Annotated in this window: 25 protein-coding genes; 14 read left to right on the forward strand and 11 right to left on the reverse strand. The window is 62.0% G+C overall.

Annotation, left to right across the window (positions count from 1 at the left end):
• Positions 1-344: 344 nt before the first annotated feature.
• The 4 genes from ada (at position 345) to FHT28_RS00020 (ending at position 3,199) form a co-directional block, all read left to right on the forward strand.
• On the forward strand, positions 345-1,442 hold the full coding sequence (gene ada, locus FHT28_RS00005; RefSeq protein WP_168595588.1) for a bifunctional DNA-binding transcriptional regulator/O6-methylguanine-DNA methyltransferase Ada: 1,098 nt from the start codon (positions 345-347) through the stop codon (positions 1,440-1,442).
• Positions 1,443-1,479: 37 nt separating this feature from the next.
• Entirely contained in the window at positions 1,480-1,722 is a 243-nt protein-coding gene (locus tag FHT28_RS00010) for a hypothetical protein (RefSeq protein WP_168595280.1), read from the forward strand.
• A gap of 164 nt (positions 1,723-1,886) precedes the next feature.
• Positions 1,887-2,453 carry a methylated-DNA--[protein]-cysteine S-methyltransferase gene (locus FHT28_RS00015; protein ID WP_168595281.1) on the forward strand — a complete coding sequence of 189 codons (567 nt, stop codon included), beginning with the start codon at positions 1,887-1,889 and terminating at the stop codon, positions 2,451-2,453.
• Positions 2,450-3,199, forward strand: a complete 750-nt coding sequence (locus tag FHT28_RS00020; RefSeq protein ID WP_168595282.1) for a 2OG-Fe(II) oxygenase — start codon at positions 2,450-2,452, stop codon at positions 3,197-3,199. Before FHT28_RS00015 ends, FHT28_RS00020 begins: the two co-directional genes overlap by 4 nt.
• A 282-nt stretch (positions 3,200-3,481) precedes the next feature.
• Here the strand turns inward: FHT28_RS00020 and FHT28_RS00025 are convergent, their stop codons facing one another.
• The 3 genes from FHT28_RS00025 to FHT28_RS00035 form a co-directional block, all read right to left on the reverse strand.
• A complete protein-coding gene (locus FHT28_RS00025; RefSeq protein ID WP_168595283.1) occupies positions 3,482-6,043 on the reverse strand; it encodes an FAD-dependent oxidoreductase in 2,562 nt (853 codons plus the stop codon).
• Between the two features lie 188 nt (positions 6,044-6,231).
• Positions 6,232-7,122: an amino acid ABC transporter substrate-binding protein gene (locus FHT28_RS00030; RefSeq protein ID WP_168595284.1), complete on the reverse strand. Its 891-nt coding sequence runs from the start codon at positions 7,120-7,122 to the stop codon at positions 6,232-6,234.
• 147 nt (positions 7,123-7,269) lie between these two features.
• Positions 7,270-8,133: a haloalkane dehalogenase gene (locus FHT28_RS00035; protein WP_168595285.1), complete on the reverse strand. Its 864-nt coding sequence runs from the start codon at positions 8,131-8,133 to the stop codon at positions 7,270-7,272.
• A 77-nt stretch (positions 8,134-8,210) separates the two neighbouring features.
• Between FHT28_RS00035 and FHT28_RS00040 the strand changes: the two genes are divergently transcribed.
• Positions 8,211-8,693, forward strand: a complete 483-nt coding sequence (locus FHT28_RS00040) for a MarR family transcriptional regulator (RefSeq protein ID WP_047562247.1) — start codon at positions 8,211-8,213, stop codon at positions 8,691-8,693.
• A gap of 127 nt (positions 8,694-8,820) precedes the next feature.
• Positions 8,821-9,507, forward strand: a complete 687-nt coding sequence (locus tag FHT28_RS00045; protein ID WP_092573522.1) for an isochorismatase family protein — start codon at positions 8,821-8,823, stop codon at positions 9,505-9,507.
• Between the two features lie 62 nt (positions 9,508-9,569).
• Here the strand turns inward: FHT28_RS00045 and FHT28_RS00050 are convergent, their stop codons facing one another.
• Positions 9,570-10,307, reverse strand: a complete 738-nt coding sequence (locus FHT28_RS00050) for a dienelactone hydrolase family protein (protein WP_168595286.1) — start codon at positions 10,305-10,307, stop codon at positions 9,570-9,572.
• A 216-nt stretch (positions 10,308-10,523) separates the two neighbouring features.
• Between FHT28_RS00050 and FHT28_RS00055 the strand changes: the two genes are divergently transcribed.
• Positions 10,524-12,053, forward strand: a complete 1,530-nt coding sequence (locus FHT28_RS00055) for a carboxypeptidase (protein WP_168595287.1) — start codon at positions 10,524-10,526, stop codon at positions 12,051-12,053.
• A gap of 96 nt (positions 12,054-12,149) precedes the next feature.
• Here the strand turns inward: FHT28_RS00055 and FHT28_RS00060 are convergent, their stop codons facing one another.
• A complete protein-coding gene (locus FHT28_RS00060; RefSeq protein ID WP_037200009.1) occupies positions 12,150-13,664 on the reverse strand; it encodes a mechanosensitive ion channel family protein in 1,515 nt (504 codons plus the stop codon).
• Positions 13,665-13,921: 257 nt separating this feature from the next.
• On the opposite strand from FHT28_RS00060, the gene FHT28_RS00065 reads away from it, so the two are divergent.
• A complete protein-coding gene (locus FHT28_RS00065) occupies positions 13,922-15,508 on the forward strand; it encodes an aldehyde dehydrogenase (NADP(+)) (protein WP_168595288.1) in 1,587 nt (528 codons plus the stop codon).
• A gap of 193 nt (positions 15,509-15,701) precedes the next feature.
• Here the strand turns inward: FHT28_RS00065 and FHT28_RS00070 are convergent, their stop codons facing one another.
• Entirely contained in the window at positions 15,702-16,622 is a 921-nt protein-coding gene (locus FHT28_RS00070) for a 3-hydroxyacyl-CoA dehydrogenase (protein ID WP_168595289.1), read from the reverse strand.
• 250 nt (positions 16,623-16,872) lie between these two features.
• On the opposite strand from FHT28_RS00070, the gene FHT28_RS00075 reads away from it, so the two are divergent.
• Positions 16,873-17,856, forward strand: a complete 984-nt coding sequence (locus FHT28_RS00075) for a substrate-binding domain-containing protein (RefSeq protein ID WP_047555413.1) — start codon at positions 16,873-16,875, stop codon at positions 17,854-17,856.
• Between the two features lie 69 nt (positions 17,857-17,925).
• Here FHT28_RS00075 and FHT28_RS00080 read toward each other — a convergent pair whose 3' ends face one another.
• Genes FHT28_RS00080 through FHT28_RS00100 form a run of 5 tightly spaced genes read right to left on the reverse strand, consistent with a single transcriptional unit; the run spans position 17,926 to position 22,962 of the window.
• A complete protein-coding gene (locus FHT28_RS00080; RefSeq protein WP_092573518.1) occupies positions 17,926-19,191 on the reverse strand; it encodes an ABC transporter substrate-binding protein in 1,266 nt (421 codons plus the stop codon).
• A 25-nt stretch (positions 19,192-19,216) separates the two neighbouring features.
• Positions 19,217-20,053 carry a carbohydrate ABC transporter permease gene (locus FHT28_RS00085; RefSeq protein ID WP_092573517.1) on the reverse strand — a complete coding sequence of 279 codons (837 nt, stop codon included), beginning with the start codon at positions 20,051-20,053 and terminating at the stop codon, positions 19,217-19,219.
• Positions 20,050-20,973 (reverse strand): sugar ABC transporter permease, encoded by a 924-nt coding sequence (locus tag FHT28_RS00090; protein ID WP_047555085.1) that lies wholly within the window; start codon positions 20,971-20,973, stop codon positions 20,050-20,052. Before FHT28_RS00090 ends, FHT28_RS00085 begins: the two co-directional genes overlap by 4 nt.
• Positions 20,966-22,129, reverse strand: a complete 1,164-nt coding sequence (locus FHT28_RS00095) for an ABC transporter ATP-binding protein (protein ID WP_047555087.1) — start codon at positions 22,127-22,129, stop codon at positions 20,966-20,968. Before FHT28_RS00095 ends, FHT28_RS00090 begins: the two co-directional genes overlap by 8 nt.
• Positions 22,126-22,962 (reverse strand): metallophosphoesterase, encoded by an 837-nt coding sequence (locus FHT28_RS00100; RefSeq protein ID WP_168595290.1) that lies wholly within the window; start codon positions 22,960-22,962, stop codon positions 22,126-22,128. The genes FHT28_RS00095 and FHT28_RS00100 overlap by 4 nt, the downstream gene beginning before the upstream one ends.
• Positions 22,963-23,197: 235 nt before the next feature.
• Between FHT28_RS00100 and FHT28_RS00105 the strand changes: the two genes are divergently transcribed.
• The 5 genes from FHT28_RS00105 to FHT28_RS00125 all read left to right on the forward strand — a co-directional run bounded on the left by FHT28_RS00105 (position 23,198) and on the right by FHT28_RS00125 (position 26,698).
• Positions 23,198-23,407 carry a SlyX family protein gene (locus FHT28_RS00105; RefSeq protein ID WP_037200023.1) on the forward strand — a complete coding sequence of 70 codons (210 nt, stop codon included), beginning with the start codon at positions 23,198-23,200 and terminating at the stop codon, positions 23,405-23,407.
• 121 nt (positions 23,408-23,528) lie between these two features.
• Positions 23,529-24,281 (forward strand): peptide-methionine (S)-S-oxide reductase MsrA, encoded by a 753-nt coding sequence (gene msrA / locus FHT28_RS00110; protein ID WP_168595291.1) that lies wholly within the window; start codon positions 23,529-23,531, stop codon positions 24,279-24,281.
• Between the two features lie 132 nt (positions 24,282-24,413).
• Entirely contained in the window at positions 24,414-25,337 is a 924-nt protein-coding gene (locus FHT28_RS00115) for a bestrophin family protein (protein WP_168595292.1), read from the forward strand.
• Between the two features lie 64 nt (positions 25,338-25,401).
• The gene (locus FHT28_RS00120; RefSeq protein ID WP_037200026.1) at positions 25,402-25,941 is read left to right on the forward strand and encodes a sigma-70 family RNA polymerase sigma factor; all 540 of its coding nucleotides are present in this window, start codon (positions 25,402-25,404) and stop codon (positions 25,939-25,941) included.
• Positions 25,928-26,698, forward strand: a complete 771-nt coding sequence (locus tag FHT28_RS00125) for an anti-sigma factor (protein WP_168595293.1) — start codon at positions 25,928-25,930, stop codon at positions 26,696-26,698. Before FHT28_RS00120 ends, FHT28_RS00125 begins: the two co-directional genes overlap by 14 nt.
• The last annotated feature ends 20 nt before the right edge of the window (positions 26,699-26,718 follow it).

Consider the following 26,718-nt stretch of genomic DNA (forward strand, 5'->3'; position numbering starts at 1 on the left):
GGAGCAGCCCGGTAGCTCGTCAGGCTCATAACCTGAAGGCCGCAGGTTCAAATCCTGCCCCCGCAACCAAATCACCCAAATGCATATACTTCAAAGCCGTTTCGGCGTTCAGGGACTCGCCGGAGCGCGCACCCAGCAGGGCGGCCACCTCAAGCAGCGCCCTACCTCACCTCCCACATGGGCCACGGCGTCCTCAATAGCTGACATGCCATAGCTCGCAACCGGAGCAGCCTGATGCGGGTGGCTGACGGAAATCGGGTGGCTGACGATCGGATTCGGGAGCAAGGATCGGAGTGCGCCCGACAAGTTTCGGCGGCACGGTCGAGCAGGAGCAATTCGAGATGATGACCATGACCATATCCACACGCATGGCTGAACGCACCCCGACGCCGTCGGTAGCCGAGGACCCCCGCTGGGCGCGCATCGTTGCTCGCGACAAGGCGGCGGACGGCCATCTTTGGTATTCGGTCGGGACGACAGGGGTCTATTGCCGCCCATCATGCCCGTCGCGCATCGCCAATCCCCAGAATGTCACGCTCCATGAGACGCTGGAGAGTGCGCGGGCGACCGGTTTCCGGCCCTGCAAGCGCTGCAATCCGGAGGGGCTCTCACTTGAATGCGAGAATGCGGCCCTTGTCGCCAAGGCATGCCGGATTATTGAGGAAAGTGAGGAGGAGCCCTCGCTTGAAGAGCTGGCAGACGCCGTCGGCCGGAGCTCCAGCTATTTCCATCGTATGTTCAAGGCCACGACCGGATTGACCCCGAAGAACTATGCCGTCGCCGATCGCTCGAAGAAGGTTCGCAAAGGCCTGGCAACCGGCAACAGCGTCACGGAAGCCATTTATGAAGCAGGGTTCAACTCCAGCGGCCGCTTTTACGAAAAATCGACCGGCATGCTCGGGATGACGCCCTCGCAATATCGTGCCGGTGGCATCGACGAGGAGATCAGGTTCGCGGTCGGCCAGTCATCGCTCGGTGCGATCCTCGTTGCGTCAAGCACAAAGGGCGTCGCTTCAATCCTGCTTGGGGATGATCCTGACGAGTTGGTCCGCAATCTTCAGGATCGCTTCCCGAACGCCCGCCTCATCGGAGCCGATCGCGACTATGAGGCCCTGATCGCGCGGGTTGTCGGCTTCGTCGAAGCTCCGGGGATCGGTCTGGATCTGCCGCTCGATGTCCGCGGCACAGCGTTCCAGCGTCGTGTGTGGCAGGCACTTCAGGAGATTCCTGTAGGCGAAACGGTTTCCTATGCTGAGATTGCCCGCCGCATCGGATCACCGAAATCGGTGCGGGCAGTCGCAGGCGCCTGCGCGGCGAACAACCTCGCTGTCGCCATTCCCTGCCACCGCGTGGTTCGCAATGACGGCGCGCTCTCGGGCTATGCCTGGGGCATCGAGCGCAAAGGTGCCCTGCTCGATCGGGAGTTATCCCGGTCAGCCTGACAGGCACGCAACGCCTGAAACAAGGAGCGTCTCACCGATGTTTTCGCGCGGCGGATTCGATGCAAGGACGAGCCGACGCCGGCCTCCCAGAACGGATGCGGCCATTGTCGCGCTCGCTGAGGACAATCCCGACAAGACGCTCGTCATGGCTCATATCAGCCAGCTCGTCGCCGATGGCTTTGCGGTCTGGGACGTGCTCGATAGCGGACAGATCGAGGTCCGCTTCAATTCTGGCGAGACATTTTTGCTCGCTGAAACCACCATCCTGCGTCTGGTCTGATCGGTCGCCAAGAAGAGGGTCGATGCCGGGTGCACGCGCCCGGCTTCTTTCTTTGCGCCATGTGCCAGCCAGATAGTTTCTCGATTTGAAAGCAAGGACCGGAGTTCGGGTGGCCCAAGTCCGGAGTAACTTTGATGCTGATAACAGAGCAAGGAGTTACGACGATGAACCTTATGATCTCCAGCGATGCCTTGCGGGCCATGCACCGGGCAAAAGCCACGGCTATATCAGCCGATATCCTTTTCTACGCCGTCGCCGGTTGCGCGCTGGGCAGCGTGCTGGTCGCACGCAGTGCCACGGGTGTCTGCGCGATCCTGCTCGGCGACACCGCCGAAGAACTGACGGCGGATCTCGCCCGCCGCTTCCCGCGGGCCTCGCTCGTTTCGAACGAAGCCGCGGTCAAGGACGATCTGGCGCAGGTGCTCCGCTACCTCGAGAGGCCGGCCGAGAGCCTTTGTTTCACCCTCGACATGCGCGGGACATCGTTCCAGCGCCGCGTGTGGGAAAAGCTGAAGGCGATCCCTGTTGGCAAAACGGTGAGCTACATGGAGCTGGCCCGCTGGGTCGGCCCGCTGGCTAATCCCCGTGCGGTCGCCAGTGCCTGCGCCGCCAACCCGATCGCACTGGCCATTCCCTGCCACCGCGTCGTCCGCGGCAATGGCGACCTGGCAGGCTATCGCTGGGGCATCGAGCGCAAGCGCGTCCTCATCCAGAAGGAAGCCCTGGCATGAACTCTCATGTATCCGCCGCCTCCCCAGCCTCTGCGGTGGCGTCCGCGGAGGCGCGGGTTGCCGCCTACGATTGGAAGGCGCTTGCCGGAGAGCTCGACAGCTTCGGCTGTGCCGTGCTGACGAAGCTGCTTGCGCCGGAGGAGTGCCGCGCAATCGCGGGGCTCTATCCCGACGAAAGCCACTTTCGCAGCCACGTCCTCATGGCGCGACATGGTTTTGGCAAAGGCGAATATCGCTACTTCAGATACCCGCTGCCTGACCTGCTCGGCGGCTTGCGCACGGCGCTCTATCCGCACCTCGCTGATGTCGCCAATGAATGGAATGTGCGCATGGGGATCGATGAGCGCTATCCCGACGAGCATGCTTCGTTCCTGAAGCAATGCCACGCCGCCGGCCAGATGCGCCCGACGCCGTTGTTGCTGCAATATGTCCCGGGCGATTTCAATTGCCTGCACCAGGATCTCTATGGCGATCTCGCATTTCCAATCCAGGTGGCAATCCTGCTTTCAGAACCTGGCCGGGACTTCACGGGCGGCGAATTCGCTCTGACCGAGCAGCGGCCGCGCATGCAAAGCCGCGTCGAGGTCGTGCCGCTTCACCAGGGCGATGCCGTTGCCTTCGCGGTCCACAATCGCCCTGTGCGGGGTTCGAAGGGGAACTATCGCGTGAACCTGCGCCATGGCGTGAGCCGTGTCCGCTCCGGCATGCGGCACACGGTCGGGATCATTTTCCACGATGCCGGATGACAGAATAGCGAAGGCCGGCGTCGCGTTTTTGCGCCGCCGCCCTGGCGATCACGTCGTCAGCCTTGAGCCCGCCTTGAAACGTCTACCCAAGCTCCCAGGTCGCAAGCCGCTCGGCTACTGCTTCTGAGCGACGCCCAGAGGGATCTGGCCCAGGAATAATCTCAGCGGAGGCGACGGCGAGTGCCCGCGCCGGCGAGCGGAAGAGCGTGGCAAAAGAAAACTGCCCGCCTGGATGCCAGGCAGGCGGTTGTTCAATCCAGCTTTCCCGCAGCGACGGGGTGATCAGCTGCGCGGCTTCAGGTTCTCTGCATCGTAGAGCGGCTTGTAGCCGACACCGGCGACTTCGACGGGGTAGGTTTCGCCGAAATATTCGACCTTCAGCTTGCGGCCTTCCTGGGCGTAGGACCAGGGCAGGTAGGCGAGCGCGATATTCTTGCCGATGGTCGGGCCATAGGCGATCGACGTGGTGAAAGAACGGCGGCCGAGTTCGTCGACGAGCGTTTCGCCGGTTTCAGGGTCCATGACCGGCAGGATGCCGACCGGATAGCGCGCCACACCCTTGGAGTCGGTGTTGTCGGTCACGACAAGCGTGCAGAGCATGGCCGGCTGATGATCGCGGGCGCGATATTCGAGATGCTTGGCCTTGCCGCGGAAGTCGGCATCCTTGACCTTCGGGCGGGCGAGATCGGCTTCGAGAAGATTATATTCCGTCAGCAGGTCGGCATTCTGCAGCCGGAGGCTCTTTTCCATGCGGCGGCTGTTGGCATAGGTTTCGACGCCGACGGCGATGGCGCCCGTGGAGCGCAGCGCGTCCCATACCGCCAAAGCGTCGCCATAGGCCATGTGCAGTTCCCAGCCCTGTTCGCCGACATAGGAAATGCGGAATGCCGTGACGTTCTTACCGGCGATGCGGATCTGCTTGATCGCGGCGAAGGGGAAGTTTTCCTGCGAGAGGATTTCCGGGGCTTCGACCACCTTCTGCAGGTTGGTGCGGGCGTTCGGTCCCCAGATGCCGATCGTGACGTAGCGTTCGGTGACATCCGTGATGGTGACGTCGAAACCCTTGTCCTCGGCGACGCGGCGCATGTAATGGAAATCACGCGGGCCGGCATCGGCGCCGTCGATGAGCCGGCAGCGGTCGGCCATGCGGATCACGGTGAAGTCGGCCCGCACCATGCCCTCGTCGTCGAGGAAGTGGGTATAGATGCCCTTGCCTATATTGGCATCGCCGCCGATTTTTGCCGCGCAAAGCCATTCCAGCAGCTCGACATGATCGGGGCCTTCGATGTCATACATGGCGAAGTGCGAGAGGTTGATGATGCCGCAGTCTTCGCTCAGCGCGAGATGTTCGGCATTGGAAACGCGCCAGAAATGGCGGTTGTCCCATTCGTTTGCACGCACAGGCACCCGGTCGCCGTATTTTTCCAGCAGGTGCTCGTTTGCGGCATAGCCATGAGCGCGTTCCCAGCCGCCGAGCTCCATGAAATAGCCGCCGAGCTCCTTCTCGCGCTCCCAGAAAGGAGAGCGGCGAACACTGCGGCCGGTCGCGTAGGGCTCGCGGGGATGGACGGCCGGATTGTAGATCTTCTGTGCCGCCTCGGTGCAGCGACCCTCGATGAACTTTTCTTCCAGCATGTGCGGATAGAAGCGGGAGTAGTCGATCCTGTTGTGGTCGATCGGGGTGCGACCGTCGGTCATCCAGTCGGCGACGAGCTTGCCGAAGCCCGGGCCATCCTTCACCCAGATGGCGACGCAGTACCACAAGCCTCTGACCTTCTGGCTTTCGCCGACGGAAGGGCCGCCATCGGTCGTCACCTGCAGCAGGCCGTTGAAGGAATGGCCTTCATTGTAGCCAAGCTCGCCAAGGATCGGCGTCAGCTCCATGGCGCGTTCCAGCGGCTCGATGATCTGTTCCATGTCGAGATCGCGCTGCGAGGGCGAAAGACGGGCTTCGTGCTTTTCGAGCAGGTCGCGCGGATGGCAGAGGCGCGGGTTTTTCTCTTCGTAATAGCCCCATTCGATCTGGCCGCCTTCGGCGGTCTTGGGGTCGCCGGTGTCGCGCATATAGGCGGAGTTGCCCTGGTCACGCATCAGCGGGAAGCCGATTTCCTTGCCCGTGCCGGCAAACTCGTTGTAGGGGCCGAAGAAGGTCAGCGGGTGATCGACAGGCATGACCGGCAGGTCTTCGCCAACCATCTCGGCGATCAGCCGGCCCCAGAGACCGGTGCAGACGATCACGTATTCCGCCTCGATCGTGCCGCGATGGGTGACGACGCCGGTGATGCGGCCGTCCTTGACGATCAGCGACTGGGCAGGCGTATTGGCGAAGGAGAGGAGCTTGCCGCTCTTTTCGCCCTGATCGATCAGCTTGCCGGCAACTGTCTGCGAACGCGGAATGACCAGGCCGGCATCCGGATCCCACATGCCGCCCTGCACCATGCTTTCCTCGATCAGCGGGAATTTCTCCTTGATCTCGGAGGGCTCGACCAGGCTTACGCGCGTGCCGAAGGCCTTGCCCGAGGTCACCTTGCGCTTGATTTCCGCCATGCGGTCGTCGTCGCCGACGCGGGCGACTTCGAGGCCGCCGACACGGGCATAGTGGCCGAGCTTATCGTAGAAATCGATGGAATAGAGGGTCGTCCAGCAGGAGAGGAAATCGTGGCTGGTCGTGTAGCAGAAGTCGGAGGCGTGTGCCGTCGAGCCGATATCTGTCGGGATGCCGGATTTATCGATGCCGACAATATCGTCCCAGCCGCGCTCGATCAGATGGTGGGCGATCGAGGCGCCGACGATACCGCCGAGCCCGATGATGACGACCTTCGCCTTTTGAGGAAATACTGCCATTGCGTGCGACCCTGATTGATACTGAAAACGGATTTTATGATGTGCGCGGCGGCGACCAGAGCCTGTCTACGACATATTCAAGATGCTTGCACGACGACCGCGATACCGTTCCACTTGGGAAGCGGGGGATTTCGTTGTCATGACCATGGCCAATGATGTCGCAAAGGCGACGGCATGCCCCCACTGCATTATTGCGGGATGGATTGCATCATGATCTCACGGCGCAAAATCGGGCCTTCGTCGCCGAAATAGGTCGTCAGCAGCTTTGGGAAATCATCCGATTGGTAGACGTCCGTCAGGGTCTGGTCCACGAGCAGGCGAAAGGCTGAGTCATCCTGCTTGAGCGCAATTCCGTAGGGCTCGTGCGTGAACAGGCGATTGCCGATCGCAAGCGCCGAAGGATTGCGGGCATGCGATGCGAGATCGAAGAGCAGAGCGCGATCGGCGAAATAGGCATCGATCTTGTGGCCTTCGAGAGCGGCGAGGCCATCCTGATGCGTGGCAAAATCGGCAATCCGCGTTTTCGGAACATCGGAGCCCAGCGCTTCGCGCAGCGTCGCGCCCGTCGTCGTGTCGGAACGGACACCGATCATGCTTGTCGCCGGCGCTTGCTTGCTGGAGGCGAGCGTCGGACGCTTGTCGAGGAAGAGCATCATCAGATAGTCGGGCGAATCCTTGCGCAACAGGGCGCTCGCACCCGTCAGGAAGATCGGCTGCGAGAAATCGACGCTCTGGCGTCTGGCAAGATTGATGGTCAAAGCGCCGCAGAGAAGGTCGACCCGGCCGTCCTTCACCGCGTTGAAGCCATCGGCCAGGGTGGTTTCGACGTAATCGCGCTTCAGGTTCGTTACCTTGCGCCCGACCGCGTCGGCGATTTTGCCGCAGAGGTCAACGGCGTATCCCGTGGGACTGCCATCCTTCTTCTTGGAGGAAAAAGGCGCTTCGTCGTTGATGTAGCCGATGCGGATCGTGCCTTTTTGCGCGACAAGATCGAGTGTCTGCGCGGCCGCCGCCGCATAGGCAGAAATACCGAGGGCAACGCCTGCGAGAATCCATCGTCTCATGCAATTCGCCCGCATGGTCCTGATCTCCGAAAGAATGGTGGCGATCGCAAAGGCTTACCGCAGATTATGATCTGACAGAGGTTTGTCAACGGCGGATTGTCTCCGGCACTTTTCCGGTCGAACAAGGGTGGTGGATGTACCCTTGTTTGCAAAGCCCGGCCTCTATCGAGACAGGTCGTGGCGGTCGATCCAGCCGGAAATGGCAGCGGCGATCGCCTCCGGCTGGTCTTCGGGTGCGATGTGTCTGGCCGGACCGCAATTCTCGACCTCCAGATTGGCCACGTTGGCACGACACCAGGCTGTCATCGCCCCGCCGATCAACAGGGTTTCCGCCGGGCCGTCGAAGGTCAGCAACAGCTTGGGGATATCTGTGCTTTCCGCCAGCCAGACATCATAGGCTTCGATCCGTGCGACGACATCGGCCGGCTCGCCTTCGATCGGCATCGCGCGCGGCCAGGCAAGCAAAGGCCGTCGGCTTTCGCGCGTCGGGTAGGGTACGCGGTAGACGGCGTGGTCATCGGCGCTCAGGCCGTTGAGAACCGTGGCCTTCAGCGCCTGCTCGATAAAGAAATTCTCGTCCAGAACCTTCGTTTCACCTGTGCCCGGCGAGCGCAGCGCTTCATAGCGAGGGCGTGCGTTCGGGAGATCGTCCCAGGTCATCGGCCTCATGATCGTTTCCATGAAGGCGATACCACGCACGCGTTCGGGATGGCGGGCAGCCCAGTCGAAGGCGAGGGCGCCACCCCAGTCATGGCCGACCAGCACGACGCCGTCGAGCGCCAGCGCGTCGAACCAGGCGTCGAGATAGCGGGCATGATCGTCAAAACTGTAAGCAATATCGGGCTTGCCGGAGCGGCCCATGCCGATGAGATCGGGCGCAAGGCGGCGAGCCGGCGCAGCTATGGCAGGCACGATATGCCGCCAGAGATGGGACGAGGTGGGATTGCCATGCAGGAAAACGAAAGGCGTTCCCGTGCCTGCATCCTCGTAGGAGATCGGCGAGTCCAGCACGTTGAGCACGGGCATGCGGGGTATCCTCTCTCGAATGGAAATGGTAAGGTACCTGTCTATCTATCATAATAGTCAGGGGCCTGTCTATATTCATGGAAAATTGCGTTCCCACCCGTCTGTCCTTGGGTCTGCTGCTGCGGCTCGTGCACCAGCATTGGACACAGGATGTCGAAGCCGCACTTGAAGAAGCCGGCTTCGGCGATATCCGCCCGCCACATGCCAATGTCTTCACTTTCGCCCGCCCGGAGGGAATTCAGGTGAGCGAACTCACAAAGCTCGCCCATGTCCGCAAGCAGACGATGACGCAGGCGGTGGAAGAGCTCGAGCGCCTGGGTTACGTCGAACGCCGGCCGGATCCCAACGACCGGCGTGCGCGGCTGGTTTTCCTCACCGAGCGCGGCAAAGGCGTGCGGCCGGTCGCGATGGCCACCGGCCGCCTGGTGGACCAGCGTTGGTCCGATATGGCTGGGACGAAAGAGATCGAGGGGATCAAGCAAGCTTTGCAGGCTTTGCTTGAAAAGCTGCGCAGCGGCGATGGAAATGCCGCCGAGCCGATAGACGGGGCCGGCACCTAAGCTGCCGCTGCCATCATTGGTGGTCGGCTCGATATCACGAAGAGTTTCGTTACCCCGGCGCGATTTCTGGCCTATCTATTTTGCATCATCGTCAACCCATGGGAACGCGATGCAGGAGAGGAATTTGATGCGACAGGTAAGCGGTACGATGCGGAAAGCGTGCTTTGTTTTCGGCGCCGGTCTGGCAGTCCTTTGCGCGGTCGTAAGCCCCGTGATTACCTCGCCGGCGGCTGCGCAGACGATCATCGACGATTGGCACAACGTAAAGCCGCCGGCACCGCCGCAATTGAAGCCGGTCACGGTGGACCTCAAGACGACCGCGTTGCTGATCCTCGATTTCAACGGCGCGCAGGACCCGACCAAGGGGCCCTGCAACAAGAACACCAAGCCGCGGTGCCTTGCTTCCGTGCCGAAGGTCAAAACCCTGCTCGACCAGGCGCGCGCCAAGGAAATGCTTGTCGTCTTCAGCCTGGCCGGCGCTGGCGAGCCGCAGGATATCGCCACGGCTCTGGCACCGCTGGCAAGCGAGCCGATCGTCAAGTCCGGTGCCGACAAGTTCATCGGCACCAATTTACGCAGTATCCTGGCCGACAAGGGCATCAAGACGGTCATCGTCACCGGCACGGCCTCGGAAGGCGCGGTGCTCGATACCGCGACGGATGCCGCTTTGAACGGCATGAACATCATCCTGCCAGTCGATGGCATGTCCTCCACCGAGCTCTATGGCGAGCAGTATGTGGCTTGGCATATGGTCAACGCACCGGGTGTCGCGCAGAAGACGACGCTGACCAGCATCGATATGATCAAGTTCTGATCCGGTAACGACTCGATGGAAACATCCCGCGTTCCAATGCGATAGCGGGATGTCGGTTCGGCTTACCTAGGCCAGACTTCGTCGAACAGGTTCAGAAGGCGCTTCCAGTGCCTTTCGGCGCCGGTCTCGTCGTAAACGCCATGGTGGTCGGGCACGGTCCATCCATGCGCCATGCCGATATAGTTTTCGATGATGTGGTCGACGCCACCGGTGCGGAGCGCCTCGGCAAGGCGGGCGGATTGTTCCGGCGGAAAGCTGTTGTCGACGCCCGCAACGCCGACATAGACGCGCGCCTTGATATCGGCCGCAAGGCGGTGCGGGCTGTCTTCCGCGTCGCTGGCGAGATTGCCGCCGTGAAAGCTGGCCGCCGCTGCGATGCGGTCGGGATAGGTCGCAGCAGCGGTCAGCGCGCGGCCTCCACCCATGCAGTATCCGACCGTGCCGACCGGGCCTTTCGCCCCGGCGGCTGATAGGGCATCGAGAAAGGCGGCGCTGTCGCGCTTGGTCATTTCCTGTGTCGTTCCGCGCAGCATCGTCATGATCGTTTCACGAGATGCCGGGTTGCCGAAGGCACTGCCGTCGAAGGGGCCATAAGCGCCGAAGCGGTAGAAGAGATCGGGAAGCAGCACGATGTGGCCGGCATCGGCGAGGCGCTGCGCCATTCTGTCAAGGGAGGAGCGCGGACCCATGGCATCCATGTAGAAGATCACGCCATGTTCGGCCGGAGCGCCATTGTCGGGGCGGAAGAGGGCTGCTTTGGCGACGCCGTCGGCCGTCTTGATGTCGACGTCTTGTTTCATCCTCGTATCCCTTGCGATCCTTGTTGTCTGTTTATCTTCCCCGCGCGGCGGGCACTTTGGCAAATGGCCGACAGGCGCTCAATAGCATTCCTTGCCGAAAGTGATACGACCGGCGGATCGCCGATCAACATCTCTTGAGTTTCCGTATCCGTCCGCCATGACATAGTATCGCCGGCAACCGCGGCTATGTGCCGGACCTTTGGAGGATAAGTTTTGATGTCTTTTCGCCAGATGGTTCCCGGCTTGATACTGGCCTTCTCGTTGATATCGACGCCTGCCTTTGCCGCGCCGCCGGAGCAGGCTCGTGGTGAGCCGGGTGGTGGTGGCGTCCTATCGCTCCTGCCGCCCGACGCGGTGAGCGACCACGTGTTGGATGCCGACGGCAAGAGCATGGCCTATACGGCGACGGCTGGAACGCTCGATCTCTTCGGTCAGGACGGTCAGCGCAGTGCGGCGATCTTCTATACCGCCTATGTCGCGAAAAACCGGAATGCAGGTCGGCCCATCACCTTCGTATTCAACGGCGGGCCAGGGGCAGCATCCGCCTTTCTCAATCTCGGGCTTGTCGGACCGCGTATCCTCGATTTCGGGCCTGATGGCCGTGATGGCGCCAATGCCAAGCTGGTCGACAATCCGCAGAGCTGGCTCAATTTCACCGATCTTGTGCTGATCGATCCGATCGGCACGGGTTGGAGCCGGACGGTGAAGCCCGATGACCAGAATGAGTTCTACGCGGTCGAAAGCGATGCCGAAAGCCTTGCCAAGGCGATCGCCCTTTACGTCGCCCATAACGGTCGCGCCGCGTCGCCGAAGTATATTCTTGGCGAAAGCTATGGCGGGTTTCGCTCGGTCAAGGTCGCCAACAGCCTACGCGAGGATCAAGGTATCCTGATCTCCGGCATCGTCATGCTTTCGCCCTTGCTCGAGGGCCGGCTGGTCTTTGGCGGCGGCGACGATGCGCTTAGTGCTGCCTTGGAGCTGCCCTCGCTGGCAGCCGCCCAGCTCGAGCGGCAGAATGCTTTCAGCGACAAGGCGGTTCAAGATGCCCAGGCTTTCGCTCTGAATGAATATCTGCCTGTTCTTGCCGGGCCGCCGCCCTCCGGCGATGCCGGCCGGGCCTTTTATGGTCGGGTCGCAAAACTGACCGGCATTCCCGAGGATGTCGTTGCCAAGAACCAGGGTTTTCTCGGTAGCGTCTATCGGAAACATTCCGACGGCGATGGCGCGGAGGTGGCGAGTGCCTACGATGCTTCCTTCCTGGCGCCCGACCCCTATCCTCAGTCCGACGCCGAGCATGGCGGCGACCCGATCCTTGACGGTTTCGTCCGCGCCTATGGCGGTGCGTTTTCGAGCTATGCGCGTGATGAGTTGGGCTTCCACACCGATATGACCTACACGCTGCTGTCGACCTCGGTGAACAGGCAGTGGAAATGGGGTGGGCGAAACGACGGCGGCTCGCGCCTCAGCGCCGGCGTCACCGACGATCTCAAGGAACTGCTGTCGCTGTCATCGTCCTTCCGCCTCATGGTGGGGCAGGGCTACAGTGACCTCGTCATTCCCTTCGGCGTCAGTAAATATGTGCTCGACCACATGCCATCGGCCTTTGCCGATCGCGTGGCGCTGAAACTCTACCGCGGCGGTCATATGTTCTACACCCGGCCGACATCACGCGAGCAGTTCACGACGGATGCCAAGGCGTTCTTTGCCCCGCAGCCTCCGGCCGCGCCGGCCGTGAAATCGAACTAAGCAATTCCAGGAAAAGTGTGCAGCGGTTTTCCGTCCGAAATTGAGCAACAACAATAGCATAGAGCGGTGAGGCGGTTCCGTGAACGCTTCATCGCTCTAGTCGTGCTGCTGCAACTGAAAGAGATGCTTGATGCGCGAGCTCAGCGAACTGACGGGAGCGCCGTTGACCAGGATATCGGTGTTGGCGAACAGATGGCGTTCGGCCTCGATGCGCTTCGCCATGATGGCGCCCAGCTCTTCGGCGAGGGCGGGTCTGTCATGCAAGAGCGGCGACAGGCAGTCCTCGCCGATTTCATAGGTGACGACAAAGGTCAGGGCGCGGACCGTCCCGACTTCGCCTGTTCCCATCAACAGGCCGTTTTCGCCGAAATAATCGCCGGGCGCGAGCCGCGTCAGCTCGATCTGCCGATGCCCCTCGCGGCGGGTGATGCTGACGACGCCCGATCGCACGATCGTCAGCGCGCGAAGCTGTGCGTCCTGTTCGGCGATGACCGCATCTTTGCGATAAGTGCGGCGCTGCATGTGCGATGCCAGATGCTCTTTTTCGTCCTCGGTCAGCGATGAGAACAGCGGGATGTTGCTGACCAGCCGCCATGGCGTTCCGGGAGCGTGCTGCTGCTCGCCCGATGCTTCTGCCTTGTGTTCCGCCGGAATGACGATCGTATCGGAAGGGCCGGCGAGTTTCAGGCCCGCCGCCTTCGAATGGCGGTAAAGGAGGTCGTAGATCTCGTTCTTTGCTGCCATCGTCTGCGATATATCGCGCACGCGGAACGTCAGCTGTAGTTCGATTGCCTGTCCGTCGACGGAATTGATGGCGACGCTGGGTTCGGGGGTCTTCTGGATCGAGTTGCAACTGATCAGCACGCTTTGCATCACATCGACGACGACGCTTGGCAGGGTGGTCGGCTGAACGCGTACGGTGACGGTGGCGCCGTGGCTCTCGTCGGGCGAGGAGAGATTGGTCAGCCGCGTTTTGGCAAGGACGCTGTTCGGGATGACGACCAGATCGTTGGTGCCGTTCAGCAGCTGCGTGGCCCGCCAGTTGGTTTCCACGACACGGCCTTGAATATCGTTTTCGAGGACGATCCAGTCGCCGACGGAATAGGGCCGCCCGAGATTGAGCGCGATGCCGGAGAAGACATCGCTCAACGTGCTCTGCAATGCCAGGCCGAGAATGATGGCGAACACGCCGGAGGTGGCGATCAGCGTGCCCACCGGAACGCTGAAGACGTCGGCGACAATGGAAAGAATGGCGCCGAGATAGATAACGCCGACGATCAGATCCTGCAGCAGCCGGCCCTCGCGCGGCTTGCGCTCGAAGATAAGGAACAGGCGCACGCAGGCGATCAGCACCCAGGCACCGTTGATCCACCAGATGATCTTGGCGAAGCCGGTGAAGGTGCGCAACGACACCGACACCTGCGGCGGGCTCGGCTCGTAGGGTATGATGCCGTGATAGAGCAGAAGCACGGTCAGGCAGACGAAAAAGATAGCCTGGCCTATCAGCCGCCCGGCGCGCTGATGGCGCAGCATGACACGGCTGACGAATGTGCCGATGACCACCAGGATGCAGAACTGGACGATCGGATCATCGAGAAGTGCAAGAGACATGGGGGTTTGGCCGCACTCAATCTATCGGATGGGCGCTAAATTGGCATGAAAGAGTTTACAATGCCATATAGCGACGAACTGCGACATCTTCGATGCAGCCAAGCCAAGTCTTCGGTGCAAGTGTCCCGACGGACTTGATCCCGCGACCGAAGCCTTGATAATTGGATGACGATTATCATCTTACATCTGTCATCCCGTCCTGCTATCAGCCTTCGACGGCGCACCTCCCGGCGCTTCGACATCATCAAGGAATACCCATGACACAGTCTTTTGTGATTAGCGGCGATTTGCTGATCGGCGCAGAGTCGACCGGCGACAACAGAACCGCGCACGCCATCAACCCGGCGACCGGCGCAAATCTCGAGCCGGCTTTTGCGATTGCGAGCGAGGCCGACGTGGCAAGGGCCTGCGAATTGGCCGGCCAGGCTTTCGACGCCTACCGCGCGACCAGCCCGGAGGAACGGGCGGCATTTCTCGAAAAGATCGCTGACAATATCATCGATATCGGCGATGCGCTGATCGAGCGGGCAACGGAAGAGACCGGACTGCCGGTGGCACGTCTGCAGGGCGAGCGCGCCCGCACAGTCGGCCAGCTTCGGCTGTTTGCGCAGGTGGTTCGTTCCGGCGAATGGCTCGATCTGCGCGTCGACCCGGCATTGCCGGAGCGCAAGCCGTTGCCGCGGCCCGATCTGCGCCTGCGTCAGATCCCGCTCGGCCCCGTCGCCGTCTTCGGCGCCAGCAATTTCCCGCTCGCCTTCTCGGTCGCCGGGGGTGATACCGCGTCCGCGCTTGCCGCTGGGTGCCCGGTCGTCGTCAAGGGGCATCTCGCCCATCCGGGCACGGGCGAGCTTGTGGGACGCGCCATCCGCGCTGCCGTTGCGGCCTGCGGCCTGCCTGAAGGGACTTTTTCGCTGCTGACCGGCGCCAACGAAACAGGCGCGGCGCTGGTGCGCGATCCGCGTATCAAGGCTGTCGGCTTCACCGGCTCGCGCGGCGGCGGCCTGGCGCTCGGCGCCATCGCCGCGGCCCGGCCGGAGCCGATTCCTGTTTATGCCGAGATGAGCAGCGTCAATCCCGTCTTCCTCTTTCCGGCGGCGCTTGCGGCGCGCGCCGAAGCGATCGGCACGGGCTTCATCGAATCCCTGACGCTCGGTGCCGGCCAATTCTGCACCAATCCCGGCTTGCTCTTCGCCATCGATGGCCCCGATCTCGATCGCTTTATCGAGGCTGCCAGCGCGGTACTGACCGGTCGCGCGCCGGCGCCGATGCTGACGCCAGGCATTCACGCCGCCTTCGACAAGGGCGTGGCTGCGCTCGCGGAGCATGAGGCGGTCAAGACCGTCGCTCATGGCGCACCGGCCGAGGGAGTCAACCGCAGCCCCGGCATCTTCTTCGAGACCGATGTCGAGCCTTTCCTTGCCGACGAGCGGCTCGGGCATGAGGTCTTCGGCGCGGCGGGCCTGCTGGTGCGCTGCAAGGACATCGACCAGATGATTGCGGTTGCCGAAAAGCTTGAGGGCCAGCTGACCGCCACGTTGCAGATCGAGGCTGGCGACCATGCCGTCGCCGCAAAGCTGCTGCCGGTGCTGGAGCGCAAGGCCGGACGCATTCTCGCCAACGGCTGGCCGACCGGCGTGGAAGTCTCCCATGCCATGGTACATGGCGGACCGTTCCCGGCAACATCGGACAGCCGCACGACGTCGGTCGGCACGCTCGCCATCCGTCGCTTCCTGCGTCCGGTATCCTATCAGGATCTGCCGGAAGGGATGCTGCCGGCCGAACTGAGGGATGAAGGCATCAAGACGCTGCCGCATCTGCTGGATGGCGTGCGCAAGGCACATTGAACGTTGGAGAGTCCCTCATCCAGCCTGTCTGCCACCTTCTCCCCGCTTGCGGGGAGAAGGGGATAGTCGCTCCCGCAGCCTTCCATTCAGCTAGCTGTTGGACGAGGGTACCGAAGTCGTTCCCTCTCCCCGTCAAAACGGGGAGAGGGCTAGGGTGAGAGGCAATCCCGCGACCCGGAGCCGATTGGAAATCTCAAACCACCGCGTAGACAATCCCGGTGAACGAACCCGCGTGGTGAAGCAGTTCGCGTTCGCCCGAGCCGTCGAGGCTCGCCGAATAGAGATTGCCGCCGATATCGGTGAAGAACATGCGATTGTTCGGCAGGTCGAGCGACAGGCCGATGCCTTCGTCGAGGCCCTCCAGGACGACTTCGGATGTTGCCGCGATGTCGTCCATGCTGGCGCGGTTGACGGTATTCCCACGTGGGAGATTGCCGCGGTCGGTCCAGTAGATGGTGCGGGTGGCGAGATCGAGTTCGAGGTCGATCGGTTCCGGCAGCTTGTCGAGCAGGGTCTCAATATCGCTGCGTCTCGTTGCCGTCTCGTCTTCGGGAATGTCGATGCTGGCGCGGAGGATGCGGCCGAGGCCGGCGTCCGGTGGCCCCTTCTGCGTCCAGTAGATCTGCCCGAGCGGCAGGTCGAGGGCGATGCCCACGCACCAGCGTTCGATATCGGCACTGTCCTGCGGACTGTCGCCGTTCTGCACCAGGGTTTCGATGTCGGAGCCGTCGATGTTGGCGCGCATGACACGCATGCCCTCGCGGTCGCACCAGTAGAGCGTGCCGTTGTCGTGGTCGATCTGGATCTGCTTCGGCGTGACCAGCGTGCTGCCCGGCGGGATCAGTGTGACATGGTTGCTGCCGTCGAGATTAATGCGCTCGATCGAGCCGTCATGGGCGTTGTAGTCGGTGCCCATTTCCGTCCAGTAGAGCCAGCCGTTCTCGCTGTCGACGAGAATGCCGTCCGGGCTGCGGCCCAGGCGCTGGATGATCAGCTTGAGGTCGGTTCCGTCGATGGCGGAGGATAGAATTCGGCCGTCGTTGATATCGAGGAAAAACAGCCGTTCGGTCTTTTCTCTGGGGGTGGCAGGCGTCCGTGCTTCTGCTTCAGACATGAGAGCATCCTTTCAAAGGGTCGGATCTGCGGATCACAGCGGCAATCATGGCATCGGTTGATGACAGCATCATTTGCGCCGTGATCCGTTGAAGATCTGTTGCGCCGCAGCAAAGATCAAGAGCGCAGATGTCACGGCTGTATCGGACGAGCGTCAAATAACTGTAATCGATTTGATATAAATCCCCGCCATTCCCTATGGGCGATGTCAGCCTCGATGCTGAAATCCGAAGCCGAAGGTGCTTGATATCTTGTCGACGCTCCAGCAGGTCGCTTTTCGTGCCGGTTGTTCGGTTGCGACCGCCAGCCGGGTGCTGAACCGCAACGGTCCCGTCAGCGATGAGATGGTGCGTCGGGTGCGTCGGGCGGCGGCGGAGCTCGGCTATCGCGCCGGCGGCCGCGCCGGCAATCGACGGCCGGCGATCGGCGTGCTCATTCCCAGCATCACCAATCCGGTGTTCGCGGCGTCGTTGTCGAGCATTCAGAACCGGGCTCTTCATGCGGGTCACAGCGTGCTGATCGCGCAATCGAATTACGATCCGGCACAGGAGGCGGATGCCGTCGCGTCATTGCTCCAGCAGCAGCCGACCGGCCTCATCCTCACGGTCTGCGATCCCGAACGCAGCCCGGCTCTGTCTTCCGCCCTGCCGCCGACCGTGCTGCTCGGCAATCTGCCGACCGCCCGCTTCACCGCCGCCGTCGCGACCGACAATTTTGGCGCCGGCCGGGATCTGACGGATCATCTCCTGCAGAAGGGGCATCGGCGCATCCTGTTCATCTCAGGCCATTTTTCCGCATCGGATCGGGCAAAGTTGCGCTATCTCGGCTATCTCAAGGCGATGGAGTCCGCAGGTCTACAGCCTCTCGACGCCCTGGAGATTTCCTTCATCAGCAGCCTGGGGCAGCTCGATCTCTCGGACGTTGTTTCGCAGTTTTGCCCGACGGCGATCATCGCCTCCAACGATCTTCTGGCGCTCGGGGTTATGGGTGCGCTGCGGCGTCAGGGGCTGTCGATCCCACGTGATATCTCCGTCGCCGGTTTCGATGGCATTTCCCTCGGCCTGCTGACGGAGGTTTCGCTGACGACAGTGGAGATACCGGATGGGACAATGGGGGCGGCGGCGGCTTCGCTGCTGCTCGACATGGCGGAGAATGCCGCACCGGCGCGACATCTGACCGTTCCCTACCGGTTGCGGCCGGGCGGAACCGTGCGCAATCTCGCCATTCAATCCTGACGGATCTCTGCACATGAAAACGCCGCCTCCCAAAGAGAGGCGGCGCGGATTTCAAACCCGATCCGGCAATCAGCTGCGCGGCAGCATGCCTTCGACGTCGGAAGCTGCATCTTCAAGCGCTTCCTTCGGCGCGGCCGAGCCATCGACGATGCGCGACAGGTTGTCGACGATGGTCTGCGTGACCTTGACACCATTGGCGCCGGGGAAGGCATACCAGGGGATCATGACCGACATCTGGCTGAGGCCGGCCTGGAACAGCGGGTTCTTCTTGTAGAAGTCGCCGAGATAGTTGGCCGATTTGGCGGCAAGTTCGTTGTTCGGAACGTAGCCGGTGCCGGGAACGACGACGGACGCGCCGTAGGGGCCGGCGGCGAACTTGGCGAACTTCCAGGCGGCCTCTTCCTTCACCGGATCATGCGTCAGGATGACGACGGCGTTACCGCCTGTGGGGAGGCGGCCGTTGACCGGATCGATCAGCGGGATCTTGGCCGTGCGCAGGTCGAACTTGGTGCCGACGTTCTTGATCGTGTTGACCAGTGCGCCGGTGGTCTGGAATTCGAAGCCGACCTTGCCCGCAGCGAAAGCCTGTTCGCCGGCGGCCTTGGTGAAGACCGGCATGCCGCCTTCCTTGACGAAGCGCTGGATCAGTTCGACGGCCTTCTGTCCCTCAGGACCGTTGAAGGCGACCTTGCTTTCGTCGTCGCTCAGCATCTTGCCGCCGGCGCCGAAGAGCAGGGCGGAGAACATCCAGTCGTCGCCCTGCCAGCGGAAGTCCATGCCGTCGACGCCGTTGCCGAGCGCCTTGATCTTGCCGGCGAGCGTGATGACTTCGTCCCAGGTCTTCGGAGGGTTGTTCGGGTCGCCGCCGGCGGCCTTCACCAGGTCGGCATTGTAGTACATGATCGGGTTCGACGTCGCGAAGGCGAGGCCGACCTGCTTGCCCTTGACCTGGGCGAGCTTCAGGATCGTGTCGGAGAAGCCCTGCTCGGCCATGTTGCCGTCTTTCTTGACGAGCGGCCCGAGATCGACGGCAACATTGCGCTCGTCCATCATGCGCAGGCGGTTGAGGCCGATGAAGGTGACATCGGGCATCTCGCTCGTGCCGGCCTGGCGAAGAATGGTCTGGATGCCTTCCTCATAGGTGGCCGAGGGAGCGGCGAACTGGATCTTGATATCGGGATTTTCTTCCATGAATTTCTTCGAGATCGTGTCCATCACGTTCTTGAAGAAGCCGGGCATGGGGTAGTGAACCGTCAAGGTCGTCTCGGCATAGGCCGGGACCGACACGACCATCGAAATGGCCGCGGCGGCGAGAATCTGGGTGATATGCTTCATCGCTCGTTCTCCTGTTTCGAACCGGTCAGCCTTTGAGACCGGTCATGGTGATGCCCTCGACGAAACGCTTCTGTGCAAGCAGGAATGCGACGACGAGGGGAAGGGTGATGATCAGGGTTGCCGCCATGAGCGCGCCGTAGTCGTCGCCGGCTTCGGCGGCGCGGAAATACATGAGGCCCAGCGGCGGCGTGGCGTAGTCCTGCTTGCTGATGACGATCAGCGGCCAGTAGAGGTCGTTCCAGTGCGCGACGACCGAGAAGATCGCGAAGGCTGTTACCGCCGGCCAGGCATTCGGCACGATGACGCGGGCGACGATGCCGAGCTCCGACATGCCGTCGAGGCGGGCGGCGTGGATGAGATCATCAGGCATGGCGCGGAAGAACTGCAGGAACATGAAGATCGCGAAGACCGAGATCGAGAAGGGCGCGACCAGGGCAGTATAGCTGTTCAGCAGCGACAGGCTGTTGAAGCCGACATAGAGCGGCAGCGCGGTCGCGTGGATCGGGATCAGCAGCCCGAGCATGACCAGCACCATCATCATGCGCGCAGCCGGGAATTTCAGCTTGGCCATGGCATAGGCGCAGGGAATGGCGATCAGCACCTGGAAGAAGAAGATCAGGCCGCAGACGAGGACGCCGTTGAACAGCAGCCTGCCCATATCAACCTTGCTCAGCGCCTTGGCGACATTCTCGATATAGAAGAAATGCGTCGGGATCAGCCGCAGCGCCGAGGTGAAGATGTCGTCCTGCGCCTTGCCGGCGGTCGAGATCATGAAAATGTAGGGCGCAAGAAAGACGAGCGAGCCGAGGATCAGCAAGGAGAGGCGCAGGATGCGGCCGGGAGTGAAGCCTGTCGAGGTCATGTGTAATGCACCTGCCGGTCTTGGACGCGATATTGCAGGAAGGTCAGCACGACGAGAATGGCGAGAAAGACCGTCGTCATCGCCGAGGCATAGCCGACCCTGAGGTAGACGAAGCCTTCCTGGTAGATGGTGAAGAGCAGCACCTCCGAGGCATGGTTCGGGCCGCCCTCGGTCAGCGCCTTGACGGTGTCGAAAACCTTGACCGCGTTGATGATGCTGATGGTCGTGACGAAAAGCGTGGTCGGTCCGAGCATCGGCCAGGTGACGAGCCAGAAGCGGTCCCACGCCGATTTCGCGCCATCCACTTCGGCTGCGGCATAAAGTTCACGCGGGATGGCTGTGAGACCGGCGAGAAACAGCACCATGTTGAAGCCGACCGACTGCCAGACGCCGATGATCGACAGGCTGTAGAGGGCGGTTGCCGAAGAGCCGAGCCAGTTTGGGCCGCGCACCCCGATCTCGGCGAGAAGAGCGTTGATCGGGCCGATTGTGGGATGGAAGAGGTACTGCCAGACGGTCGCCATCGCGACGATCAGCGAAGCCACGGGCAGGAAGTAGGCTGTGCGGAAAAAGCTGCGGCCGATGCCTTCGCTCTCGATCAGCAGCGCGACGCCGAGGCCGAGCACGATCGAGATGGGAGCGACGATGGCCGTATAGACCGTCGTGTTCCAGAGCGACTTCATAAAGGCGCGATCCTTCAGCAGATGCGCATAATTCTCGAAGGCGACGAAGCGCAGGCTCTTGTCGCCGAGCTGGAAATCCGTGAAGCCGAGGACGACGACGGCAATGATCGGCACCAGGATGAACAGCACGATCAGGATGATGGCTGGCAGCGCGAAGAGGAGGGCGGTGCGGGCTTCGCTGCGTTCGCGCGCCGCCGCCGTCTGCATCGGCAGGGAAGTGGCGGCAATGCTAGCCATGCGCCTTCTCCCTGGCGGTGTCGACTGTCGCGGGAACGGTGCGCAGGCGGCGTCCGTCCTCGGCGAAGACCATGGCCTGTTCCGGGGCAAGCGTCAGCGCCACTGGCATGCCGGCGGAGAGCCCCGCGGCCTCTGCGGGTGTAAGCTTGACGATCATCGTTTCGCCGATGGCATCGAGCTTGGCATAGAGAATGACCTCGGAGCCGAGGAATTCCATGCGCTCGATATGGGCGGCAAGCGCATCCTGCCGTCCCTGCGTGAGGCTCACGAATTCCGGCCGGATGCCGAGCGTTACATTCTTGCCGGCAAAGCTGCCGTCTTCGAGTGCGAGCCGGATGCCGCCGAAGGCGACGAAGCCGTTTTCGGCGAGCGCCGGCAAAAGGTTGATGCGCGGCTGGCCGACGAAACGAGCGACTTCGACATGGCTCGGATCGTCATAGATCACCTGCGGCGAGGCCAGCTGCAGCAACTGCCCGCCGATCATCACGGCGACGCGGTCGGCCATGGAAAGTGCCTCGGCCTGGTCGTGCGTGACATAGACAGTCGGCACGCCGGCACGGCGATGCAGATCGACGATCTCGCCGCGGGCATGGACGCGCAGATTGGCATCGAGATTGGAAAGCGGCTCGTCCATCAGGAAGACGCTGGGGCGGCGCACCATGGCGCGGGCAAGCGCCACGCGCTGGCGCTGGCCGCCGGACATCTGACCGGGCTTGCGGTCGAGCAGATGGTCGATCTTCAGCGAAACGGCCATTTCGCGGACGTCGCGGATGATGGCGCGGCGGGTGCTGCGCTGGCCGGGGATCAGCGAGCCGATAAAGGGCAGGCGCTGGACGCGGGTCAGGCGGCGCATGGCAAGCGGCACGGCGATGTTTTCAGATGCGGTCAGATGCGGGTAGAGCGCGTAGGACTGGAAGACCATGGCGATGTTGCGGTCGGCGGCTGCGACGCCGGAGACGTCGGTGCCGCCAAGAACGATCTCGCCGCTGTCGGCATGCTCAAGTCCTGCCAGGATGCGCAGCAGCGTGCTCTTGCCGCAGCCGGAAGGACCGACGAGGGCGATGAATTCGCCTGGTTCGACGTCGAGATCGACACCTTTAAGGATGGCGTTGCCGCCGAAGGATTTGGCGATGCCGCGAAGCGAAAGGGCGCTCATTCGGTCGCCTCCTTCTGAAGCTTCGGGGCGGCCTGCGGATAGACCTCCATGACGACGTCATCGAGGAAGTAGGCGGTCATGCCCGATACTGCGACGAGCTCCGTCGATACGCTCTCGCCAAGGTCATGAATGGCGGCGCCGACAAGCCGCTCCCCGGGCATCTCGCGTTCCATCTTGTCGAGGATGAAGGCGGCAGGAGGCGCCCAGACGAGGGCCGTATCGTTGAAGCGGCCTTCCCAGGTCCAGTGCAGGTGACCGCTGCCGAGCAGGGCGACGTCGTGGGCTGCTATCAGATCATACAGTCGGCGGCGCTGCGCCGGACGTACGCTCCAATAGCCGGTATCGCCTTCGTCGGGTGCGTCGACGAAGAGCGGCTTGTGGGCGAAGAGGGCGACGCGGCGACCATCACGGCTTTCCAGCATCTCCTGCAGCCATTCGAACTGCTTGTTCTCCTCGGCATCCTCGAAGCCCATCAGCAGGCTGTTGAGCCCGATCAGCCGCCAATTGTCGACGTCCTTCGCCCAGTAATCCGGGCCGACGAGGCGGCGCCAGCGCTCCAGCCGTTCCGGGTTGACGGGCTGATACGATCCCGGCAGATGGCCAACATCGTGATTGCCGGGCACGATCAGCATCGGCACGGAGATCTGGCGCATCAGGTCCATGGAAAAGGTAAGGTCTTCGTCCTTGTCGGCGCCGTCGACGCTGAGATCGCCGGTGTGGACGACAAGATCGGCGCCGCTCGCCTCGATCCATTTTGCCAGCGGCTCCCAATTGCCGTTGAAATGCGGCTTGGTTGGGCTCAAATGGGTGTCGGTGATCTGGATGATCTTCAAGGCGCGTCTCCGGAGTCTTCAGAAGCAATGCGCCAGCGAGGGGATTCCCTTCAAAACAGGCGCGTCTCTGCGCACTCTTTAGAAGGCCCCCATGTCAGTTGAGTAACGGGTCTTTTCACATGTTTTTCAGTTTTGTCACATCACCGTTAAACAACGTCATCGCTGGCCTTGTGGCGAATTGTGACCTGTACGTGATGGGTTCGGTGATATAGATCGCTGCCGAAGGGGATTGGACATGTCAGACGAGCAAAGCCGCATCACGACACTGGAGGAGACGGTTGCCTACCAGGCGAAGATCATCGAGGAACTGTCCGACCAGATTGCGGAGCAATGGAAGGTGGTCGAGCAGACCAGGCACAAGCTCGATCGGCTCGCGGAGCGGTTTCTGATGCTGGAGGAGCAGTCGCTCGACGCGCCAGCGATCACCAAGCCGCCGCACTACTGATCAGTTCGGCTGGATCATTCACGTTTCGGTGTTTCACGCGGGCGTGTGTAACAAAAGGCCCCGTCTTCCCGTATCTCCTTGTGACCGGAGCGTTTACAATCGCGGTCGAGAGGAGATCGTCATGAAGACTTTATCGACGGACATGATCCGCATTCGCTCAGCGCGTGTCGCCCGTTTCGCCGGCCTCACGGTCGCGGCGGTGCTCGTCGGCGGTATGGCGCTGCAATTTGTCGGCCGCGCTTCGGCCGAGGACGCGCGCGTCATTCCCGCGCCAAGCATGGACGAGAAGGCTGGTTCCGCCAGCACGGAGACGGTCGTGCTTGCCGGCGGCTGCTTCTGGGGCGTGCAGGGCGTGTTCCAGCATGTCAACGGCGTGATCAGCGCGACGTCAGGCTATGCCGGCGGCGGCAAGGATGGGGCGCATTACGAAATGGTGAGCACCGGCGATACCGGCCATGCCGAATCCGTGCGCGTCGTTTTCGATCCGCGCAAGGTCAGCTACGGACATCTGCTGCAGATCTATTTCTCGGTCGCGCATGATCCGACGGAGCTGAATTATCAGGGGCCGGACAGCGGCACGCAGTATCGTTCGGCGATCTTCCCGAGCAGTCAGGAACAGGCCGATATTGCGCGCGCCTATATCGATCAGCTCAATCACGCTAAGGTGTTCGACGCCGCGATCGTCACCCGCATCGAGCCATCTAGGCAATTCTATGCCGCCGAGAGCTATCACCAGGATTTCCTGACGACGCATCCCGACTATCCCTATATCGTCATCAACGACATGCCGAAGATCAAGAATCTGCAGCATCTCTTTCCCAGGGATTTTCGCGCTGACCCGGTTCTGGTAACGGCAAACGCCAGCGCGAACTGACCAGCACTTGGTCGCATGACCGGCGAGCGATGATCGCCGGTCACGGCCGCATTGCAAGAAAAGCTCGTTACTCGCGGCTCGTCTGGTGTATTGCTGCCTGACACCAGACACATATCGAGAGTGCGTTTCGTCATGATCGTCCGCGACCGGCCGAATCTCTTCCAGCTTTTCTTCATTGTTCGCGGTTCGATCATCCTGCGAATCCTGCCGCAGATCGTCGCCATCTTCCTGCTGTCGGCTTTGATCGTCTGGGGACATGAGGAGCGGCCGAATCTGGTCGTGTCCTTCAACGGATCGTCGCTTTCCCTGCTCGGCATCGCGCTTTCGATTTTCCTCGGCTTTCGCAACAATGCCGCCTACGACCGCTGGTGGGAGGGTCGGCGCGACTGGGGTCAGCTCGTCTATGTCGCCCGCGGCTTTGCCCGTCAGACATTGATCCTTGAAGCGGAAGGTGAGGCTGGTATCGAGGCGCGGAAGACCCTGCTGCGTCTGACCATGGCTTTTGCGCAGGCGCTGGTCTGCCTTCTGCGATCGGGTGGCGACGACAGCAAAGTGTTGCGCCTTCTGACATCGAGCGAGGCCGAGTTCTATCGCGCAGCGCAGAACCGGCCGAATCTCATCCTGCGCCTGATCTCAGCCGATCTTGCACGTCTGAAGGCGAAGGGCGCGATTTCGGATATCCAATATCAGATGCTGGATATCAGCATCGGCCAGATGGGTGCGGTGCAGGCCGCCTGCGAGCGCCTTCGCAATACGCCGCTGCCTTTCGGCTATACGCTGCTTTTGCATCGCACCGCCTATCTCTTCTGCTTCCTGCTGCCCTTCGGCTTCGTCGATACGCTCGGCTGGGGTTCGCCCTTCGTCACGGCTCTCATCGCTTATACTTTCTTCGGTCTCGATGCGCTGGGCGATGAGCTGGAGGATCCCTTCGGCCATCGTCCGAATGCGCTGGCAATCAGCGCCCTTGCCGATACGATCGAGATCAATCTGCGCGAGGCGCTTGGCGAAACCGATCTGCCGCCGCTGCCGCAGCCCCAGGATTTCGTGCTGATGTAGGCCGTCAGCAAAAAATTTCGAAAAGCGATGGAATAGAATCCGGAGCGCTTCCGTATATAGGTGTATGGATCGCAAAGGACGCACATTCGATGTTTTGGGGCAGCTCGGTTCGCTGAGACGTTATGCCCGCTCGCTCGTGCGCAATGCGGACGAGGCCGAAGATCTGGTGCATGACGCGCTGGTCAAGGCATATGAGCGCAAGGCGTCCTTCCGTCGCGGCGGCAACCTGCGGACCTGGTTGCTGTCGATCCTGCACAATGTGCATATCGACCGCCTGCGTCAGAAGAAATCGCTGAATCGTCGCCACGAAGAGGCGGCCGCCGAGCTTGAGGTGGCGCTACCGGCGTCGCAGGACCATACGGTCCGCCTGAGCCAGGTGCGCGAGGCTTTTTTCAGTCTGCCTGAGGAACAGCGCGAAGCGCTGCATCTCGTGGCGATCGAAGACCTTTCCTATCAGGAAGCGGCGTCCGCGCTTGGCATTCCTGTCGGCACGCTGATGTCCCGCATCTCAAGGGCCCGGGCGAGCCTGCGCAATTTCGAGGAGGCTACCTCCAAGGTTTCACATCTCAGGCTTATCGAGGGAGGCGGCAATGAAAACGGTTGATCCGATCATCGATACCGATCTCGACGCCTATGTCGATGGCGAGCTGCCGGTCGCGCGCCGTGTCGAGGTCGAATCCTATCTGTCGGAGCATCCCGAGATCGCCGCCAAGGTCATGGCGGATATGAGCATCCGTGGCGAGCTGCGCATGGCGCTGGCCGGTGAGAGCCATGTGCTCAGGGCAGAGACCCGCGAGGCCGCCCGGCGGCTGGAGCGCGGACTGGTCTATGGGCGCATGCTGGCATCTTTCCAGCGCGTGGCCGCCGTTGCCGTATTGGTGGCGACCGGCTGGGTGGCGCATACGTCCTTCGGCGCGTTCACCGCGAGCGAGGTCAATGCGTCCTCACGGCCGCCGGCTTTCATCGATGACGCGGTGCGCGCCTACAAGACGACTTCCGTGCGGGAACAAATCAAGCCGCAGTCGGCGGCCGCGAACTACAATCCGGAAGAAATCCGCGCATCGACGGCGATCGTCCTGCCGGAGCTGCCGGGCGACTGGCGCGTCACCGATGCCCAGATCTATCCGTCCGAATTCGGTCCGAGCGTCGAAATGACTGTTGATGCCGGCAGGGACGGACATTTGTCACTTTTCGCCGTTCGCCCGGGGAATTTTGCCGTCAAGGAGGTCAGCCACATCAAGCGTGACGACGTCCAGACTGCCTATTGGCAGATCGGTGAAGTCGCCTATGCGCTGATCGGCGATGGCCAGGCGGCTCAGCTCGACGGCGATGCCGAAAAGCTCGCCCGCAGCCTGTACTAGTTTGAATTAAAGGAGAACGA

The sequence above is a fragment of the Rhizobium sp. SG570 genome (assembly GCF_012275345.1).
Taxonomy (GTDB): Bacteria; Pseudomonadota; Alphaproteobacteria; order Rhizobiales; family Rhizobiaceae; genus Rhizobium; species Rhizobium lusitanum.